Consider the following 18,035-nt stretch of genomic DNA (forward strand, 5'->3'; position numbering starts at 1 on the left):
TCCCCATCGCCTCCATCGATGCACCCATCGAGTTTATCGATTCGCCACTCTGTGACGAACACCTCACACTCGGCCCGTTATCTCTCTCCCATGAACACCTCCCACCAACGCTGGCTCCTCGAACAACTCCCGCAGTGGGAACGTGAAGGCATCCTCACCGCAGACGGGGCACGCACCTTGCGCGAGCGCAACGCGGTGGATGACTCCCAGCCGGGAACGGCGCAGATCGTGATGGGAGCCCTCGGCGCTCTGCTCATCGGCAGCGGCTTGATCGCGGTGATCGGTTACAACTGGGATGATTTCTCGCGCCCCGTGCGGCTGCTCTTCGCATTCCTGCCCCTGCTGCTCACGCAGCTCTTCAGTTTCCGCGTGCTAGTGAGCAACGCTACTACTGCCGCATGGGTGCGTGAAACAGCCGCGCTGCTGCAGGCGCTCGCCACCGGCGCGTGCATCGCCTTGGTCTCGCAGATCTACAATCTCGGCGGTGAATGGCCGGATTTCCTCTTCTGGTGGTTCATGCTGAGCCTCCCTCTCGTCTGGGTGCTGCGCTCGCAGGCCGTGGCGATCTTTTACCTCATCGCCATCGCGCTCTGGAGCGTTGATCAGGCGGGCCCCGGCAAACCGTGGTTTGACAGTCCCTTGATTTATCCGCTGCTGCTGCTCGGTCTGCTGCCCTGCTGGCCGGGATGGAAAATGCAAGCCTCGCCTTCGCTCTCCCTGCGCTTTGTGATGACGATCAGCGCCGCCATCGGCTTTGGCAGCGCTGCGGTCTTCGCCAGCCATACCGGCATCCGCTTCTTCAGCGACAACGCACAATGTTTTCTCTGGCTCTGGACTCTCACGGCCGCCGCACTCGCTCTCTTTCCGCTCAGCCAAAACGGCATCGAAGAACCCCTGCGCCGTAAGCCGCAGGTCGAGCTCGGTGCCCTCTGGCTGCTCGGCTATGGCGTGGTCGCAACCTTTCATGATGTGAGCGACGACATCCTCCGGGGAGCTTTGCACGCGCTGCAGCTGCCCTGGTGCTGGGGGCTGCTCACGGTGCTCGCGGCTTTCGTGCTCCTGGCTGTGGCACGCAAACGCTGGGCGGTGCTGTCCATCGCCTCGGTGGCCCTGCTGCCTCTCATCGCCTGCCCTTTCGTTCAGAACACGGACAAGAACTACGGCACGCTGCTCTCCTGGCTCGCCACGCTGCATCTCACCGCCATCGGCATCACCCTCATCGTGCTGGAGTTCGCCGGTAAAAAAGGCGCTCCGCGTCTCGGCGCCTCCCTGCTCTCCGTGCTCATCATCGCCCGCATGGCGGACAGCCATTTCTCTCTCCTCGCCAAGGGGGTGGCCTTCATTGCTGTCGGAGTCGCTTTCCTCGCCTTCAACATCCTCATGAGCCGTCAGCTCAAACAAAAACAAGTCACCGCCGTATGAAAACACTTCCTTTGATCATCTTCGGCATCGCCGTGCTGGCGCAGTGGGCTGCGCCCTTGTCCCAAATCTGGACGCATGAGCAGGTGCTCACCCAAGGCACGCTCTTCAAGCTTAAATGCACCGCCCCTGATCCCTACGATCCCCTGCGGGGTCGGTATCTCGCCGTGCGCCCAAGCCAGAACGAGGCTGCCGTGCCTGCGGGCCTGGAACTGAAGCAAGGCGCTGACGTGTATGCAGAGCTCACCACGGGTGCCGATGGCTTCGCCACCGTCTCCACCATCTCACTCACACCTCCCGCGAACGGCGCCTACCTCCGGGTCAAATCAGGCTACGCGTATGACCACAAGGTCAGGATCGACTGGCCCTTCGACCGCTTTTACGTCAACGAAAAGCTCGCACCCGAGGCCGACAAGTGGTTCGCCGAAAACATCCGCAGCGAGCAGGGCATCATCGCCGAGGTGCGGGTTCTCAACGGCCGCGCCGTGCTCGAAGACCTGAGCTTCGACGGCAAGCCCTTCCGCGAGATCCTCAGGGAACGGATGAAGTAAACCCCGCCCAGCCCGCCCACTCTCACCCCGTCGAGATCGTCACTTGCATCCCGCCCCCGCGTGCTTCCATTCGCGGCGCTTGCAATCGCTCCACCTCATCGACGCCATCGGCCCCTTCTTTCGCGGGCATGACGTGCGTACGATCAACTGGTCCAAGATCCCCTGGCACCACCTGCCCAAAACGCGCGATGCCACCGCAGACGCCTGGTGGGCGCATGTGCGCGCAGACCTCACCCGCTTCGCTGATCAAGCCGCCGCCTGGGGCTTCAATGCCGTCTCGCTCGATGACGTAACCCATCTCGCCGATCACGCCTGGCTCGAGCCTGAGCTGCGTGAGCGCATCGCCCACTACCGCGAGGAATTCACCCGCTGCTTCGAGATCTTCACCTCGCGCGGCCTGCAGATCCATCTCACCATGGACGTCATGACCTACACGCCGGAACTGCGGCGGCACATGATGGAAGCCAAGCGCGAGGTGAACGACTACCTCGCCGAATTGCTCGATGGCTTCTTTGTGAGCTTCCCGCAGGTGGCCGGCATCATCCTGCGCATTGGCGAAGCCGATGGCAAAGGTGTGCACGATGAGTTCCGCAGCGAGCTCGTCATCCAAAAACCTGCGCAGGCGCGCCAGCTCCTGCTCGATCTGCTGCCCGTGTGCGAGAAGCATGCGCGCCGCCTCATCTTCCGCACCTGGACCGTGGGCGCGTATCGCATCGGCGATCTCATGTGGCACCGCGGCACTTTCACCCGCGTGTTTGAAGGCCTCACCAGCCCGGCGCTCGTCATCTCCATGAAATACGGCGAGTCCGATTTCTTCCGCTACCTGCCGCTGAACTCGAATTTCTTCCGCACCGAAGTGGCGAAGATCGTCGAGCTGCAAACGCGCCGCGAGTACGAAGGCTGCGGTGAGTACCCCAGCTTCACCGGCTGGGAATACGAGCGCTACGCGCAGGAGCTGAAGCACGCGAAGAACGTCATCGGCTGCATGGTCTGGTGCCAGACCGGCGGCTGGGTCCCCTTCCGCCGCATCGCGCTCATCGACCCGGAAGCGGTCTGGATCGACCTTAACACCTTCGTCACCATCCGCCTCATCAAGGATGCCATGCCCGTGGAGGATGCTGTGCGCGCCTTTGCCAAAGAACGCTCCCTCGGCGATGCCGAAGCCCTGATCGAACTCCTCCGCTACTCGGACGAAGTCATCCGCGAGCTCCTTTACGTGGAAGAATTCGCGCAGCAAAAACTCTTCTTCCGCCGCGTGCGCATCCCGCCGCTGCTCCAGGTCTATTGGGGGAACATCTTCATCAATCACAGCGTCAAAAAGCTGCTGCTCTACTTTGTGCAGGAGCCAGGAGCCGCCCTGCTCAGCGCCGCCCGCTGCATGGATCGCCTGGACCAGATGATCGCCCTCGCCCCACGCGCCGGTGTGCCCGTGGCCGATCTCGAATACATGCGCGACACCTTCCGCCTGCTGGCGCTGGCCCGTGAGTATTACTTCACCGAGTTCACCCCCGAAATGGAGACTCGTCTCCGCGAAGCCAAGCGCGCCTACAAAGCCACCTACGCCAAGCGCGGCCTGCGCGCCCGCTACCGCATCAAGACCGACTTCAAACCCTTCTGGCTGCACCGCCGCTACCTCGGCTGGGCCATCGAGCTCCTCATGCGCCGCCGCCGCGGCTACCGCCTGATCGACCGCCTGCTCATCCTGCACGTGCTGTCCATGATCTACCGCGTCATCGCCCTGCGAAAACCACATTGGATTCCCGGCTTCGCCAAGGAAAGCGCCATGGGCGTGGACGTGGTTTTTCGGTAAAGTTGCCCCTGTTCCTGCGGAACAGGGGAAAGCGCCGCAACGGCAGCCGTGTGGGACTACCGTGCCGTGTGGGAGGAGCGGAGCCGTCCTTGTTGCGCAGCAACAAGGCTACTTCAAATCTTCGGCTCCCACCCCTTGCGGTAGCCACCATCGCGGCCCCAGAGCTTCAGCGCCTCCGCGTTATCCAGCACCTTCCCGGTCTTCGGATCACACTTCACCACCGTGTTCGTGCGGTAGGCCATGTTCCCCAGGTGGCACATCATGGTGCTCTTCTGGCCTTCTTCGATCGGACTGTTCAGCTTCGCATTGCCACGGATGGCCTCGATGAAATTGCCCATGTGCGCGACATCGCCACCACCCGCGCCTTTGCCTTTGCTCATCTCGACGCCCTTCAGGTCGTAATTGATCCAGGAGTCGCGTGAGATGCCCATGGTGCCGTTGTCGCCATAGAAGATCACTTCCGCCAGCGGCTTCTCCGCCGCACGTGCGTGGCAGCTGCTCTGCACCCACTCGCAGCCGGCGTGGCCGAAATCATACACCGCCGTTCCCGTGTCCGGCGTTTCCTGCGCGTCATTGTAGAAGTAGCGGCCGCCGTTGTAGGTTGTGCGCAGCGGGTAGTCGCCCTTGAGGCCCCAGCGCAGGATGTCCAGCGAGTGGATGCCGTTGTTGCCCAGTTCGCCGTTGCCCCAGTGCCAGAACCAGTGCCAGTCGTAGTGAGCGAGCGATTTGAAATCATGCTTCGCATCATCCGGCACGGGCCCCTGCCACAGGTTGTAGTCGATGTCCGGTGAGGCCGGCTTCTCGTTCGTCGCCACGGACTTGCGCGTGTTGTAGTAGAAGCCACGGCCAAAGCGCACGGGGCCGATGGCACCGCCATGCAGCGCCTCGATCGCCTCCTTCATCCACGTGCGGCGCTGATTGCCCATCTGCACCAGACGATCATACTTCTTCGACGCCGCCACGATCATCTCCGCCTCATGCGCGTTCTGGCTGCCGGGTTTCTCCACATAGACGTGCTTGCCCGCCTGCATGCACAGCAGCGCGGCCGGCGTGTGCCAGAAATTTGGCGTCGCGATGAAGACGGCATCCAGCGTCTTGTCATCCAAGATGGTGCGGAAATCCTTCACGCCCACACAGGACACCTTCTGCGTGTCATTGACGACTTTGAGGCCCAATTCAAGGCGCTTCGGGTCCACTTCGGCCAGGTAGGCGATCTCCACGCCCGGGATTTTGAGCAGGGCCTGCACGTGCTGCATGCCACGCCCCAGCGCCACCACCGCCACTTTGACCTTCCTGCCCGCTTCATCAGCGGCATAGATTTTCGGAAGAGCGGACACCGCAGCGAGCGCGGACGTTTGGTGGAAAAAAGTGCGGCGGTTCATGATGGTGAGACCAAATCGGCACCGGAGGGGCCTGTCTTGCATGCCAATCCATTCACCAGCAGCCTGAGAGTTGACCACGGAATACACTGCAATACACGGAAACTGAACCAAGACTCTGGATTCCGTGTATTCAGTGTATTCCGTGGTTGTTTCAATTCCGGGCCAAATCGAAGCCGATGCAGAGCCGCACTTTCCCCGTGCATCCGGCCCATTTTCGCCCACTATCGGGGCTGCCACCATCCGCCATGACTTTCGCCGAACTTCACCGCATCTATCACCAGCCCTTTTTCGACCTCCTCAAGCAGGCCCGCGCCGTGCATGACGAGCATTGGACCGGCAACGAAGTGCAGCTCTGCACCCTCCTCAGCATCAAGACTGGCGGTTGCAGCGAAGACTGCGGCTACTGCGCCCAGAGCGCCCGCTACAGCACCGGCCTGCAGAAAGAAAATCTCATGCCCAAGGAGCAGGTCATGGAGCGCGCCCTCGCCGCCCGTGCCAGCGGCTCCACCCGTTTCTGCATGGGCGCCGCCTGGAAGGGCGTGCGCAAAGGCACCCAGAAGTTCGACCAGGTGCTCGACATCGTGCGCGACGTTTCCAAGCTCGGCATGGAGGTCTGCGTCACCCTCGGCGAACTCGGCGCGGACGAGGCCACCGATCTCAAGGAAGCCGGCGTCACCGCCTACAACCACAACGTGGACACCTCCCCGGAGCACTACCCGAACATCGTCAGCACCCACACCTTCGACGACCGCCTGCGCACCATCCGCCACGCGCAGGATGCCGGCATGTCCGTCTGCTGCGGCGGCATCCTCGGCCTCGGCGAGACCATCGAAGACCGCCTGAAGATGCTGGAAGTCATTTCCAACTTCAATCCCCAGCCCGAGAGCATCCCGATCAACGCCCTCATGCCGATCAAAGGCACGCCGATGGGTGACAATGAAGTCGTCGATTCCTTCGCCTTCATCCGCATGATCGCCGTCACCCGCATCGCCGTGCCGAAGGCCAAGGTGCGCCTCAGCGCCGGCCGCACCAATCTGAGCCGCGAAGCCCAGGCCCTCGCCTACTTCGCCGGAGCCAACTCCATCTTCTACGGCGACAAACTCCTCACCGCCGCCAACCCCCGCGCCAACGAGGACATGAAACTCCTCCGCGACCTCGGCCTCGCCCCCCAGGCCCCCAATCCCGAAATGGAAGCCCCCGAAGCCACCGAAGGCCGCCCGCTGATGCCCTGCTGCACTGAGGAGCATGCCTGTGAGATGGAGAAGGCGAACGGGTGTTGCTAGAAATCTATTTCGCTATTTCATTCGACTGCAACTTTGCGAAAGCCTTGCGTAAAAATGGCCCGGAGTCGCTATCTAAAAGCGTCAATTGGAAGCCATCAGTGGAAGCAATGGCGCGTGAAAACACCCACTTCTGGTCTTTGACATTCAGGGTGAATTCCCAATAAGTTTCTGGGGTGGTTGAGTTGCCTAATCTGAATGAAACTTGTGGTGAATCATCAGATATAGCAAATCGCAAAACTCATTTCCGGATCGAGCAGATGGAGGCGGTCTGAGAGGCCGATGACATGAAGTGGTTGAGAGCGTGGCAGAGACGGTCTTCGAGCTCCGCGCCGCTGCGTGCGATCCAGTCGGCAAAGAAGTCGGCCTTCAGGCGCAGCCACAGCCGCTCAATAGGGTTGAAGTCCGGGCTGTAAGGCGGCAGGAACAGTGCTTCGAAGTGGTGCCAGTTGAGCGTTTTGACCTTGTGCCAGGAGGCGTTGTCGAGCACCAGCACCCGGCGCAGATCCGGTTTCGCTGGCACGCTGCGCGCCAGTTCGTCAAGCCAGCACTGGAAGACAGCGCCATCGACGCCATCAAACATGAGGCTGAAGAACTCGCCGCTCTGCGGACAGACTGCCCCTACGACGCTGCGGCGGATATGCTTGCCGAGATGCGGCACCCTGGGCTTGCTGCCCGGCTGCACCCACCGGCGTCTTGGCCGGGGATCGCCATCCACGCCGCACTCGTCACCGAACCAAAGCTCGACCTGTGGGTCTGCGGCCAGTGTGGCGATCTGCGTGCGGAAGCTCTGGCGCTGCGCCTCACGCTCGGGTTCATCCAGCAGGGGCAGCGGCCAGGGACGCGGCACGCGCAGGTGAAAGTCCAGGTCATGGAGATAGCGCACCACGGTGCTGTAGCTCAGCTCGGCCTGGAGCCGCCCGAGCAGCCAGCCGTGGACCTTCACGCCAGTCCAGTGCTCCATGGCCGCCTGGGCGGGGTCTTTGAGCACGGGCACCAGCACCTCTTCGAGCCGTTGCAGGGCGATCTTGCGTCTTCTGCCTCCCGTGGGTTTGCTGATGAGCGCGTCGATGCCTCCATGGTTGTATTTGATGATCCAGAGCCGAACCATGCGCTCGCTGCGGCAGAAGGTTTCGCAGACATCCACACGGTCCATGCCTCGCAGCAGGCAGCGCATGGCGGCCAGCCTGATATAGCTGCGCTTGTTGGGCGCGGCCTCCATCGCCGCCTGGAGTTGCTCCAGCGTGGCGTTGTCCACATCAGGTCTGAGTTCTTGCGCTCTCAACAACCATCCTCAAAGCACTGCCGCACGTTTTGTACAGCACTTTTTGCTCCGCTATCCGGAAATCAGTTTTGGAAATCGCTATATTTGATCCAGCTTCAGTTCGGTAATTTTGTTGTTCGCCTCAAACTCTTTTCTGGACTCCATCAGCGTTTCATCCCTGAGCCGTATTGTGGCATATTCATGCAATGCATCACGGAACATTCCCGGAAATTCCTTGAGCAACGCATCCAGCTTATCTTTTGCTCTCGATACGTCTGTCTGTGCAACTACTAAGGTTGAAACAAGCAGCAAAGCAAGTGAGGCAAAGATTCGGCAATAACTCGGTGAATTCATAGATGGAATTAATGAAGCTATTCTGTTTATCGTAAAGCTTATCACACCGCCGCCTTCAGCAGCCGTGCCAGATACATCCCCGCCGTCTTGCCCACCTCCACCACCTCCGCGTGGTGCAGCGTCTGCGCACGCAGGCCGGCGGCCCAGTTGGTGAGCATTGAAATCCCCGCCACTTCCATCCCAAGCGCACGCGCCTGAATCGCCTCAGCCACCGTGGACATGCCCACAGCATCTGCACCCAGCGTGCGCAGCATGCGGATTTCCGCCGGGGTTTCGTACTGCGGTCCCAGCAGCCCGGCATACACGCCTGCATGCAGCTTCAGACCGATCTCCAAACTCGCCGCGTGAAACTTCTCACACCACGCCCGCGAATAGACCTCGCTCATGTCATGGAAGTTCGGCCCGCCGAGCAACGGTGTGGTACCCTGGAGATTGATGTGATCTGTGATCAGCATCAAACCACCCACATGGAAGTTCTCATGGATCGCCCCCGCCGCGTTCGTGAGCACGACACGCTTCACGCCGATCTCATGCATGAAGCGGATGCTTGCCGTGACCTCATGCGCCGTGAGGCCCTCATACAAATGCCGCCGCCCTTGCGCGATGAGGATGGGCTTGCCGTGGTGCTGCGCTAAAACAAACCGCCCCGCATGTCCCGGCACCGTGGAAGCACTCAGCCCTGGCACCTCGCCATACGCAACTTCACTTTCGATTCCAAATGCATCCGCCACGGCTCCGAGACCGGAACCCAGCACAATCGCAGTTTCAGGACGGGCGTTTTGAAGGGCGATGAGGGACATATTGCGGACCACTATCTGGCGGCAATCCTCTCCTTCAACTCCTGATACAACCTCTCCACCTGCGGCATCTCAATCCCCGCCGCCTTAGCTTGGCGCACCGGCTCGCCCCAGATCGCCTCCAGCTCCACCTCGCTGCCCGCAAGAAAATCGATGAGGCTGCTCGGCTTGTACGCGGACATGGTGCGCGTCCGCTCGATCATGTCATCAATCAGCGACAGCGGAATCGCATGCCCCAGCTTTCCCGCAGTGTCGATGATCTCACGCATCAAATCCCGCACCCGCTGCTCCAACACCGGATCCGCCAAAATCGCCGCCGTGTCTTTGCCACCTGCTGCAATCGAGAGGCCGTTGAACGGAATATTCCACACCAGCTTCTTCCACCGCGCCGCGATCAAACTCGGCTCCACCTTGCACTCGATGCCACAGCGCCGGAACTCCGCCGCCAGTGCCTCCGTGCGCACCTGCGGCGCTCCACTGTGCTCGCCCAGAGCAATCTGCCCCTGCGCGATGTGATGAATCACCCCCGGCGCGATGCGGTTGATGCACACAAAGCACAGTCCGCCCAGCACATGCGCGGAGCCAAAGTGCCGTGCCAGAAAGTCATCGCTGCCCAGGCCGTTTTGCAACGTGAGGATCATCGACTTTTTGTGCAGCAGCGGCGGCAGCAGCTCCAGCAGCGCCTCATTCGCTGTGGCCTTCATCGCGATGATCACCAGATCGCACTCCCCGATCTCCGCCGTGCTGCGGTGGCAGTACACCTGCGGCAGTTCGAAGTCGCCGAGAGGGCTGCTGACCTTGAGCCCGTGCTGCTTCACCTGCTCATAATCCGAGCGCATGAGAAAATGCACCTCATTTCCATGCTGCGCCAGCCGGCCACCGTAATAGCAGCCGACGGCACCGGAGCCGATGATGGCGATGCGGGGGTGGTCCAGATTCATAGGCGCAGTGTGGGGTGCATCGGTGATTCTTCAAATCATCACAAGCATAAGTAGTGCGGGCAATCCTGCCCGCGAAGGACGCGCTCAAATGCGGGCAGGATTGCCCGCACTACTTCACCATCAAATAATGCCGCGTCTTGCCATGCCTCTGCTTGTTCGTCAGCGGCGGCAGATCGAGATGGAAGAAATGCCTCAGCGTCTTGGTGTGGTGTTTGAGCGTCTGCTTCGCCGCTTCCTTCAACTCCCTCCACCTCCGCCACGAGTGATCGGGCGCATGCGTGATGTGCCTCAGCAGACTCAGCCATTCAACATACGCGCGTGAAATGTCCCCTTCAGCGATGCCCGCCTTCAAATCCTGGGCACCGGGCTGCTCCGGATGCAGCAGCGCATCGAGCAATTCCGCCGCGCCTTCGCCATAGTCATCCGGCAAACCATTCTCGAGGTAGCCGTGGTGATTCACAAACCCATACGTGCCGCGACAAACCGCCGCGAGTCGTTCGGAGCCACAGTCCAGCGGCAGATCAAACTTGGAGCCGCTGCGCAAATTCGCCAGGTGATGCACCAGATCATCCGCAGGATAGCTTTCATCCTCCAGCGCCGCCACAATCGCCAGCCCTTCACCATGCTGGAAGAAGCTGAAGATTTCTCCACGCCGCGTCGGCACGCCATCGGCATCGATCAGACCCAGCGTGCGCCACGCATGAATCGGTGAGCCGCCACGCGGCTCGCGATCAGTCGTCGCCGTTTCGGCCATGTGAACCCCAGTCGCATTCTGCACCACGATGCTGCGTTCCTGCGGTGCAAAGAGCAGCCTGCCATGACCATCCTCATAGGCCATCACCTCGATGGGCGCGAGATCGAAGCAGGCAAAGACCAGGTTCTCCTTCGTGATCGTGCCGATGAATTCAGGGGCCACATCTGGAATGACGTCTTCGCCATGGTCGAGGATGGCCTTCGCGAGGTCACCCGCATGCAGCACGGTGATTTCCTCCAGCGGTATCGTTTCTGCGTTGCGCGGCAGCTTGAGCAAACGGCGAATCGACTTCGTCGGCTTCACGTCATCTCCGACCGGCGTGCCGAGGCTGATTTCCACTCCGTAGGTCACTTCCTTTTCGCGGCGGATTTTCCCCACACGGCCGATGCCATGCGCAAACTTCGCGGCGAAAGCCGGAACACTCAGCACCGCATGTACACGGCTCAGGGGCACGCGTTGCAGTGCATGGCGATGCTTGCGCTCCCACTCACCGTAAGAGTTCAATACCTGCTTCTCCGTGGCTTCGAGTCCAAAGAGTGCCTTCGCATTCTCATGCTGCGGATGCACCACATTCGGCTCCAGCTCCTCCAGCCCGAGCAGCGGTGGTACTTTGGCAAACAACCTTCCTGCAAAGCGTGTGGCGGCCTCGAAAGGATTCTCCTCCCGCAGCGCGGCATGTTTCATCACGCGCAGAAAGATCGGCCATGCCAGCAGGGTGCTGCGGTGCAGCCGCGCAGGCCGCGCATCAAAGATGGAAGGGCTGTCACGACTGGTGATCACATGACCTTTGTCGTCCAGTCCGCGTCTTCCGGCGCGGCCATACATCTGCAGCAGTTCATCTGGCGCGAGTTTGTGCTCGCTCTTGCCATCGTGAAACGTCGTGCCGGCCACATGCACGCTGCGCACGGAGAAATTGATGCCTGCCGCGAGTCCCATCGTCGCTGCGATGGCACGAAGCTGCCCTGCTTTCGCCAGCGGCTCGATCACCCCTGCACGCGCGCCATACGACAGCCCGCTGTGGTGAAAAGCCACGCGTTTCTCCAGCAGCGTGGCCAGATCTTTTCCACATACCGCACGCTGTTCCGCCGTGAGCTCCAGCGGATCACCCATCGGCAGATCAGCGGCCAGCCTGCGCGCAATCGACTCCGCCTCTTTGCGGCGCGGTGCAAAGATCAGCAGCGGCGCGAGATCGGCCATCATCACCGCCGCAGCAAAACGCGGCCAGTAGTTCTGAAACTGCTTCTGACGCTGCGGCAGCGTCTCCATCGGCACTTCTTCCAGAGGCACGGGCCGTTCACGCGTCATGACCACTTCCGCCTTGCGTCCCAGGCTCACCAGCCATGCCGCCACATCCTCGGGATTCGCCACCGATCCGCTCAGCAGCAGCAGCCGCGTGCCCTGCGGCGCCAGGGCGATGGCGGCTTCGTAGTTCGCACCCCGCGAGTGGTCCGAGATCATCTGATACTCATCAATCACCAGCAGCGCCGGACCTTCGCCGCGCACCAGCCGCTCGATCTGCGTCTCCAGCGTGGCAACAACAACAGGCGCATCCACATTCTCCGCGATGTCCCCCGTGGCGATGCCCACATTCCACTTCGCCTCTTTCCACTCGGCGTACTTGTCATTCGCCAGCGCCCTCGTCGGCACCGTGTAGATCGCCGGACCTTGCAGATGACGGCCCTGATGCAGCAGCTCAAAAATGTAGGTCTTCCCCGCTCCCGTCGGCGCACTGACCACCACATCACAGCCCGAACGCAGCAAATTCACCGCCTGGTGCTGCCACGGATCGGGGAGTTTGAGCTGGTTGAGAGATGGAAGCACGACTCCTGTCTCTAGAACGGCGTCGCTCTGCCCGCAATGCTGGCGGTGGAAAACACTGTGTTTAAATTGATTCGATCAATGCACGCAGATTCTCCCGTGCCCGCGATTCAAGCCGCTCACGTGCCCATGCGGTGAGGTAGATGTGCTCGCGCTTCAAGAAGCCAGTCAGAATCTCCGCACGTTTCTCCGCATACACCGCCTGCGGCACCCACGCATACTCCGCACGAATCTGCCGCTCATATTCCAGCACCCGCTTCATGGGCTGCGCGAAGATCGAGAGATCAATGTCGATGATCCACGCATCATCCGGTCCGTCTCCCGGCCGGTGTGATTTCGTCAGCAGGATGAGCCGCGCCACCTCGCGCGCCATTTCATGATTGCCGAGCGCCTCCAGCGCCATCTTTGCGCTAAGTTCTTCGTTCTCGCCGCCCTGAGGGTCATACACCGCATCATGAAACCACAAGGCCATCTCGATGAGATCCGGCTGCGCGATCAAACCCGTCGCCTTGGCGTCGTCCAAAAGGAGCAGGCACTCTTCGAGATGCTGCATGGTGTGGTACGCACGCTGTGGCTCCGCATAGCATTCCAGCAGCCGCGCATGCCAGACGGAGGCCTCGCCCGACAAACTCAGACGTCTCCAAAGGGTTTCGAAGCGTACGTTTGAAGTCATCATGAGGAGGAAACAATTTGGGACACAGGGCTGCAATTGCCAGACGAAGCTGCAAACCCTGAGTTATTCACAGCAATCATCTCACCCCCGCGCTTGAATCCAGATCACAGCACGGTATCGCTGAGTGCACACATGGATTGCCGCCAAAATGAAATCGTTTCCAGCCTGATGACCTCGTATCACGAGGTGGGCGGGATCAACCATGTCGATTGCGGCAATCTGCCGTCCAAACGCGCCATTGCCACGCTCTGCGAGGATCTTCTTCATCTGCTCTTTCCCGGCTTCTTTTCCGACGAGGCCGTGTCTTCCCAGGAGCTGGAGCTGATGACCAATGAGCTCGTCGCCAGCATTCGTGAGCGCCTGAACGTGGAAGTGCGCCGCAGCCTGCGCCTCAATGGCAATCATGAAAATCGGGATGCCGAAGCCGCTGACGTGGTTTGCAGTTTCTTGATGAGGCTGGCCGAAGTGCGTGCCCTGCTGAAAATGGATGTGGAGGCCGCCTATGCAGGAGATCCCGCTGCGCGTGGTTTTGAAGAAATCATCCTCGCCTATCCCGGACTCGAAGCCATCGCGATTCAGCGCACGGCCCATGTGCTCTACCTGAAGAACGTGCCCGTGATCCCGCGCATGATGACGGAGTGGGCGCACAGCCGCACCGGCATCGACATTCACCCCGGCGCGGAGATCGGCACGCACTTCTTCATCGACCACGGCACGGGCGTGGTCATCGGTGAGACCGCCACGCTGGGAAATCACGTGAAGCTCTACCAAGGCGTCGGCCTCGTCGCACGCTCCCTCGCCGCCGGGCAGGCGCTGCGTGGCAAGAAGCGCCACCCCACGCTGGAAGACCACGTCACCGTGTATGCCAATGCGACGATTGTCGGCGGCGACACGATCATCGGTGCGCGCAGCACCATCGGCGCAAACGTATTCATCCTCGAATCTGTGGCCCCCGACATGCTCTACGCTCTGGGTGAGCAGGAACACAAGGTGCAGGTCAAAAAGAAGAAGTGAGCATGCTCGATCTCTCCCAGCTCAATTTCGATTTCTCCGCCCTGCCGCACTGGGTGCCGTTTCGCAAGGTGCGTGACCTCACGCCCCCGCCAGAACCGGCGGAGGCTTCAGCGGAGGAACCCATCCCTGATGGCCGCGATGCGGAATTGGAAGAGCAGACACGGGCCATGCTGCTGGCTTTGGATCTGCCCGGCGGAGCCAAACTCGTCACGGTAGCGTGGAATGCGCGCCTGCGCAGCACGGCAGGCTATGCGCGTTATCCGGGCTGGGCCATTGAGCTGAACCCACGGCTGCGTGAGTTCGAAGGCCAGGTGGAGCGCACCCTGAAGCATGAGCTGGCGCATTTGATCGCCTACCATCGCAGCGGCCGCAAACGCATCGAGCCGCATGGCCGTGAATGGCGTCAGGCCTGTGCGGATCTCGGCATCGCCGGTGAAAAAGCCCATCACCGTCTGCCGCTGCCGCGCAATGAGGTCGAGCGCAAGCTGACCTACGCCTGCCCCGCCTGCCAGACCACCGTGCAGCGCGTGCGCAAGTTCCGCCGCCCCACCGCCTGCCTGCGCTGCTGCCGGTTGCATGCCGGCGGCCAGTATGACGGGCGCTTTCGTCTCGCGTTGGTGACTAAAAATTAGTTGCTGGGATACGCGTCTTTCCTCCAAACTCGGGCATCCAAGCTGCGTTTATGCTTGACCTAGGTGCTCCTACCCGCTGCTTTAGCGTCACTCTCAACCCTTCCGTCATGAAAACCGCCTCGCGTTTCCTCTCTCTTGCTTCCGTCTGCCTGTTCGCCGCCAGCGCCAGTGCGCAGCTTGCAGAAGAATTCCACACCTGGACGAACACCTCCGGCAAAACGGTGGAGGCGACCCTGATTTCGGTCGATGCCGTTGCCAAGACGCTGAAGATCAAGACGAAGGACGGGCGCGAGTTTGATGTGGCCATTGCCAATCTGAGCCCGGCCGACTTTGAATACGCCAAGGGACGCTATGCCGCCATGCAGGCCGCGCCCGCTGCCGCGCCTGCAGTGGCCATGCCTGCCACTCCAGCGGGGACACCCCCCGCAGCGCCTCCCGCTGCCGCGCCCAAGGGTGGTGCCAAAACCGCCGCCGCCGTGAAAAAGCCTGCGCCCCCGCGGCCTGCCATCGCGGTGGTACCAGTGGCCAAATTCAAAGCCCCCTCGGCCAACGATTACCTCAGCGGCATCGCCAAAGTGCGGCCGCGCCTGATTCACAACGCCGCTGGCTGGGCGGCGCTGAAAGGACAGATCGCAGCGGATCCTGTGCTGGCGAAGATCATGGAGGCCATGAAAGCCTCCGGGGAGGATCTTCTGCTGGATCCGGAGCTCACACGCATCAACGGCGAGACCGGGGGTGAAGGGCCGAAAGCTGTTTATCGCATGGGCCTGCTGGGGGCGCTGCACTTCTGCGACGGCGATCTGAAATGGCAGGACAAAGGCACCAAGGAACTCATCGCCCTGACAGACAAAGTGACCTTCCGTGACTGGCATCCTGATCTCATGGACAATTTGACCGATCTCGTGGTGGCCACCTCGCTGGGATATGACTGGTTCCGCGCCGGATTGAACGCCGAGCAGGCGGCAGTCGTCCGTACCTTCCTCGCAGAGAAAGGCATCGGGGCTCTCATCGCACATCTGGAGGGCGAAGAAATCCCCGAGAGCGCCAAAGGCACCTCCGGCGGCCAGACGGGAACAAAATCCAAGGCCGCCCCCCCGAAGGCCCAAGGAAAGCCCCAGGCGAAACCCGATGTGGGCAAACTCCTTCCAGACAGCAAGCAGATGGCCGCCGCCTCCGCCCTGCTGCTCTCCGCCATCTGCCTTGTGGATGAGGACCCCTCCATCGCCAAAAAAGCAGCCGATGCGGCTGCCAAAGTCTTTGGCAAAGGCATCGTCCGTTTTGCTCCAGCAGGTGTCTGGCCCGAAGGTCTGCAGGCCGGTGAAACCGTGATGGACTACGTGGCCATGCTCTCCGAGTCCCTCAAGGCGGCCACAGCCACAGCCACCGCCCCTGGACGCGATCTCAACATCAGCCTGCTGGAAGGCATTCCGCAGTTCAACACCGCCCGCATGCACATGATGGGCCCCAGCGGCCAGACGTTCAATTTTGGAGATGCCACCAGCGCTGCATCCGCCCGTCCGTGGGTCTCCACCTGGCTGAGTGGCATCGCAGGAAATCCCGGCCTCCGTGCCGTCGCCGCTGCCGGCAAGCAGCCTGTGACCGCCGCCTATTTTGGCCAGGTCGGCAACTTCATCTACTACAACCCCCACGCCGCAGGAGACGGCACGGCGGACACGATGGACTACGCGCAGCCCGGCGGCTTTGTGGCCACCTCCCGCTCCGGCTGGGAGAAGACGGATTACTTCGTCGCCGTCAAAGGCGGCGAAAATGAAGACACCACGGCGCAGCTCGACATCGGCAGCTTTGTGCTGGAAGCCGGCGGTCAGCGCTGGGGCATCGAGCTCGGTGCTGAGACAGACAAGGCCCCCGGCTTTGAAGTCAAACCCGGCGCGGACCGCACCAAGCGCTTTACCCTCTACCTCGAAAACACGCTGGGTCAGAACACCCTCGTCATTGACGGCAATCAGCAGGAACTCGACGCCAAAGCAGCCGTGCTGCTCGGTGCCTCCACACCGGAACGCGGCCTCGCCGTGGTGGACATGACCAAGGCCTATTCCAAACCGGCCAAGGACGTCCATCGGGGCATCATGGTCGTGCGCGGGGAGAAGCCCTACATTGTGGTGCAGGATGACCTCATCATGAAAAACACCGGCAACATCACCTGGAGCATGCACACCATGGCGGAGATCACCCCCAACGGCACCTCGGCCAAGCTCACCCTTGGTGGCAAAACCCTTGTCGCCACGATTGTTTCTCCCGCCTCGGCCACCTTCAGTGCAGGCATTCCACCAGAACCCGCCAGCGAACAGTCCCGTGACTTGGTGAAGGCCAACATCCACGTGCTTAAGGCTTCGGTCGATGGTGCCAAAGGTCCGCAAAGCCTCTGCATCACCTTTGCCCTGGACGAAGCACCAGCGCATACCGCCACGCCGGTGGCGACCTGGGTGAAGAAGTGATCACGCCCGCGGGTGCGCGGCCTCGTAGACTTCCTTCATGCGCTGCGTGGAGACATGCGTGTAGATCTGCGTGGTCGAAAGGCTCGCATGTCCCAGCAGCTCCTGCACGCTGCGCAGGTCTGCGCCGTTGTTCAGCAGATGCGTGGCAAAGCTGTGGCGCAGCTTGTGCGGCGTGAGGTGCACCGGCAGGCCGGAGGCGCGCCAGTATTTCATGATCACATCGTCCACGGACTGTGCCGTGATCCGGGTGCGCAGCTTGCTGAGAAACAGCGCTCCATCATGCACACCGGCCTTCGCGCGGTAGCGCTGCACGGCCTCCAGGGCTTTGGAGCCCACCGGGCAGAGCCGCTCCTTCTTCCCCTTGCCAAACACGCGCACGGTTTCGGTGTAGGTGTCGATGTCCGCCACGTTCAGCCCCACCAGCTCGCTGAGACGCATGCCGGTGCTGTAAAACAGCTCCAGGATCGCCGTGTCACGCTCCGGCGCCCACACCGCATCGCGCTTGGATTTTTCCAGACTCAGCGGCAGCGCCAGCATGGCCTCCACCTGCGTCACCGTGAGCACCACGGGCAGCTTCTTTTCCCGCTTGGGCAGCTGCACCTCCAGCAGCGGATTGGCTTTCCAGCCGCGCCGACGTGTCAGCCATTTGAAAAAACTGCGCAGCGCCGCGAACTGCAGCCGGATCGTCGCCCGCCCGCGTTCGCGCTTCATGAGCTCGAACAAAAACGCGCGGAAGTCATCGGCGGTGAGCTCGCTCCAGCCCTTGAACGGCGTGCGCCATTCACGGAACTGCCGCAGGGCCAGCTCGTAATTCGCCAGCGTGCGGTCCGAGGAGCGGCGCTCCACCTCCATGAACTCCAGAAACTCGGCGGCGAGCTTGTCCTCCATGG

15 protein-coding genes are annotated in these 18,035 nt (G+C 61.5%); 7 read left to right on the plus strand and 8 right to left on the minus strand.

The genetic code is table 11. The features are described 5' to 3' along the window. Nucleotides 1-90: 90 nt before the first annotated feature. From AC3RLQ_RS22745 to AC3RLQ_RS22755, 3 genes are all read left to right on the plus strand, one after another. Complete coding sequence (locus AC3RLQ_RS22745) at nt 91-1,422, plus strand: DUF2157 domain-containing protein (protein ID WP_493030957.1); 1,332 nt, start codon at nt 91-93, stop codon at nt 1,420-1,422. Then, a complete protein-coding gene (locus tag AC3RLQ_RS22750) occupies nt 1,419-1,970 on the plus strand; it encodes a GDYXXLXY domain-containing protein (RefSeq protein ID WP_493030958.1) in 552 nt (183 codons plus the stop codon). Before AC3RLQ_RS22745 ends, AC3RLQ_RS22750 begins: the two co-directional genes overlap by 4 nt. A gap of 79 nt (nt 1,971-2,049) precedes the next feature. Continuing rightward, entirely contained in the window at nt 2,050-3,780 is a 1,731-nt protein-coding gene (locus tag AC3RLQ_RS22755; protein WP_493030959.1) for a hypothetical protein, read from the plus strand. A gap of 113 nt (nt 3,781-3,893) precedes the next feature. Here the strand turns inward: AC3RLQ_RS22755 and AC3RLQ_RS22760 are convergent, their stop codons facing one another. Then, nucleotides 3,894-5,162 carry a Gfo/Idh/MocA family protein gene (locus tag AC3RLQ_RS22760; RefSeq protein WP_493030960.1) on the minus strand — a complete coding sequence of 423 codons (1,269 nt, stop codon included), beginning with the start codon at nt 5,160-5,162 and terminating at the stop codon, nt 3,894-3,896. 245 nt (nt 5,163-5,407) lie between these two features. Here AC3RLQ_RS22760 and bioB point away from each other — a divergent pair, with 245 nt between their 5' ends. After that, nucleotides 5,408-6,445 (plus strand): biotin synthase BioB, encoded by a 1,038-nt coding sequence (gene bioB, locus AC3RLQ_RS22765; protein ID WP_461524485.1) that lies wholly within the window; start codon nt 5,408-5,410, stop codon nt 6,443-6,445. A 238-nt stretch (nt 6,446-6,683) separates the two neighbouring features. Here the strand turns inward: bioB and AC3RLQ_RS22770 are convergent, their stop codons facing one another. From AC3RLQ_RS22770 to AC3RLQ_RS22795, 6 genes are all read right to left on the minus strand, one after another. Continuing rightward, nucleotides 6,684-7,700, minus strand: a complete 1,017-nt coding sequence (locus AC3RLQ_RS22770; RefSeq protein ID WP_493030961.1) for an IS630 family transposase — start codon at nt 7,698-7,700, stop codon at nt 6,684-6,686. A 105-nt stretch (nt 7,701-7,805) separates the two neighbouring features. After that, the gene (locus AC3RLQ_RS22775) at nt 7,806-8,060 is read right to left on the minus strand and encodes a hypothetical protein (RefSeq protein WP_493030962.1); all 255 of its coding nucleotides are present in this window, start codon (nt 8,058-8,060) and stop codon (nt 7,806-7,808) included. A 41-nt stretch (nt 8,061-8,101) separates the two neighbouring features. Further along, nucleotides 8,102-8,860 carry a purine-nucleoside phosphorylase gene (locus tag AC3RLQ_RS22780; protein ID WP_493030963.1) on the minus strand — a complete coding sequence of 253 codons (759 nt, stop codon included), beginning with the start codon at nt 8,858-8,860 and terminating at the stop codon, nt 8,102-8,104. Nucleotides 8,861-8,871: 11 nt separating this feature from the next. Then, the gene (locus tag AC3RLQ_RS22785) at nt 8,872-9,798 is read right to left on the minus strand and encodes a 2-dehydropantoate 2-reductase (protein ID WP_493030964.1); all 927 of its coding nucleotides are present in this window, start codon (nt 9,796-9,798) and stop codon (nt 8,872-8,874) included. 109 nt (nt 9,799-9,907) lie between these two features. Beyond that, nucleotides 9,908-12,373, minus strand: a complete 2,466-nt coding sequence (locus AC3RLQ_RS22790; RefSeq protein WP_493030965.1) for a DEAD/DEAH box helicase — start codon at nt 12,371-12,373, stop codon at nt 9,908-9,910. Between the two features lie 61 nt (nt 12,374-12,434). After that, entirely contained in the window at nt 12,435-13,046 is a 612-nt protein-coding gene (locus AC3RLQ_RS22795; RefSeq protein ID WP_493030966.1) for an HD domain-containing protein, read from the minus strand. A gap of 129 nt (nt 13,047-13,175) precedes the next feature. Here AC3RLQ_RS22795 and AC3RLQ_RS22800 point away from each other — a divergent pair, with 129 nt between their 5' ends. The 3 genes from AC3RLQ_RS22800 to AC3RLQ_RS22810 all read left to right on the plus strand — a co-directional run bounded on the left by AC3RLQ_RS22800 (nt 13,176) and on the right by AC3RLQ_RS22810 (nt 17,145). Further along, entirely contained in the window at nt 13,176-14,057 is an 882-nt protein-coding gene (locus tag AC3RLQ_RS22800) for a serine O-acetyltransferase (protein WP_493030967.1), read from the plus strand. 2 nt (nt 14,058-14,059) lie between these two features. Then, nucleotides 14,060-14,689 (plus strand): SprT family zinc-dependent metalloprotease, encoded by a 630-nt coding sequence (locus AC3RLQ_RS22805; RefSeq protein ID WP_422321616.1) that lies wholly within the window; start codon nt 14,060-14,062, stop codon nt 14,687-14,689. 107 nt (nt 14,690-14,796) lie between these two features. Beyond that, nucleotides 14,797-17,145: a heparinase II/III domain-containing protein gene (locus tag AC3RLQ_RS22810; protein ID WP_493030968.1), complete on the plus strand. Its 2,349-nt coding sequence runs from the start codon at nt 14,797-14,799 to the stop codon at nt 17,143-17,145. Here AC3RLQ_RS22810 and xerA read toward each other — a convergent pair whose 3' ends face one another. Beyond that, complete coding sequence (xerA, locus tag AC3RLQ_RS22815) at nt 17,146-18,033, minus strand: site-specific tyrosine recombinase/integron integrase (protein ID WP_493030969.1); 888 nt, start codon at nt 18,031-18,033, stop codon at nt 17,146-17,148. Nucleotides 18,034-18,035: the final 2 nt, after the last annotated feature.

This window comes from Prosthecobacter sp. GW821-HT29F12, from assembly GCF_058803405.1.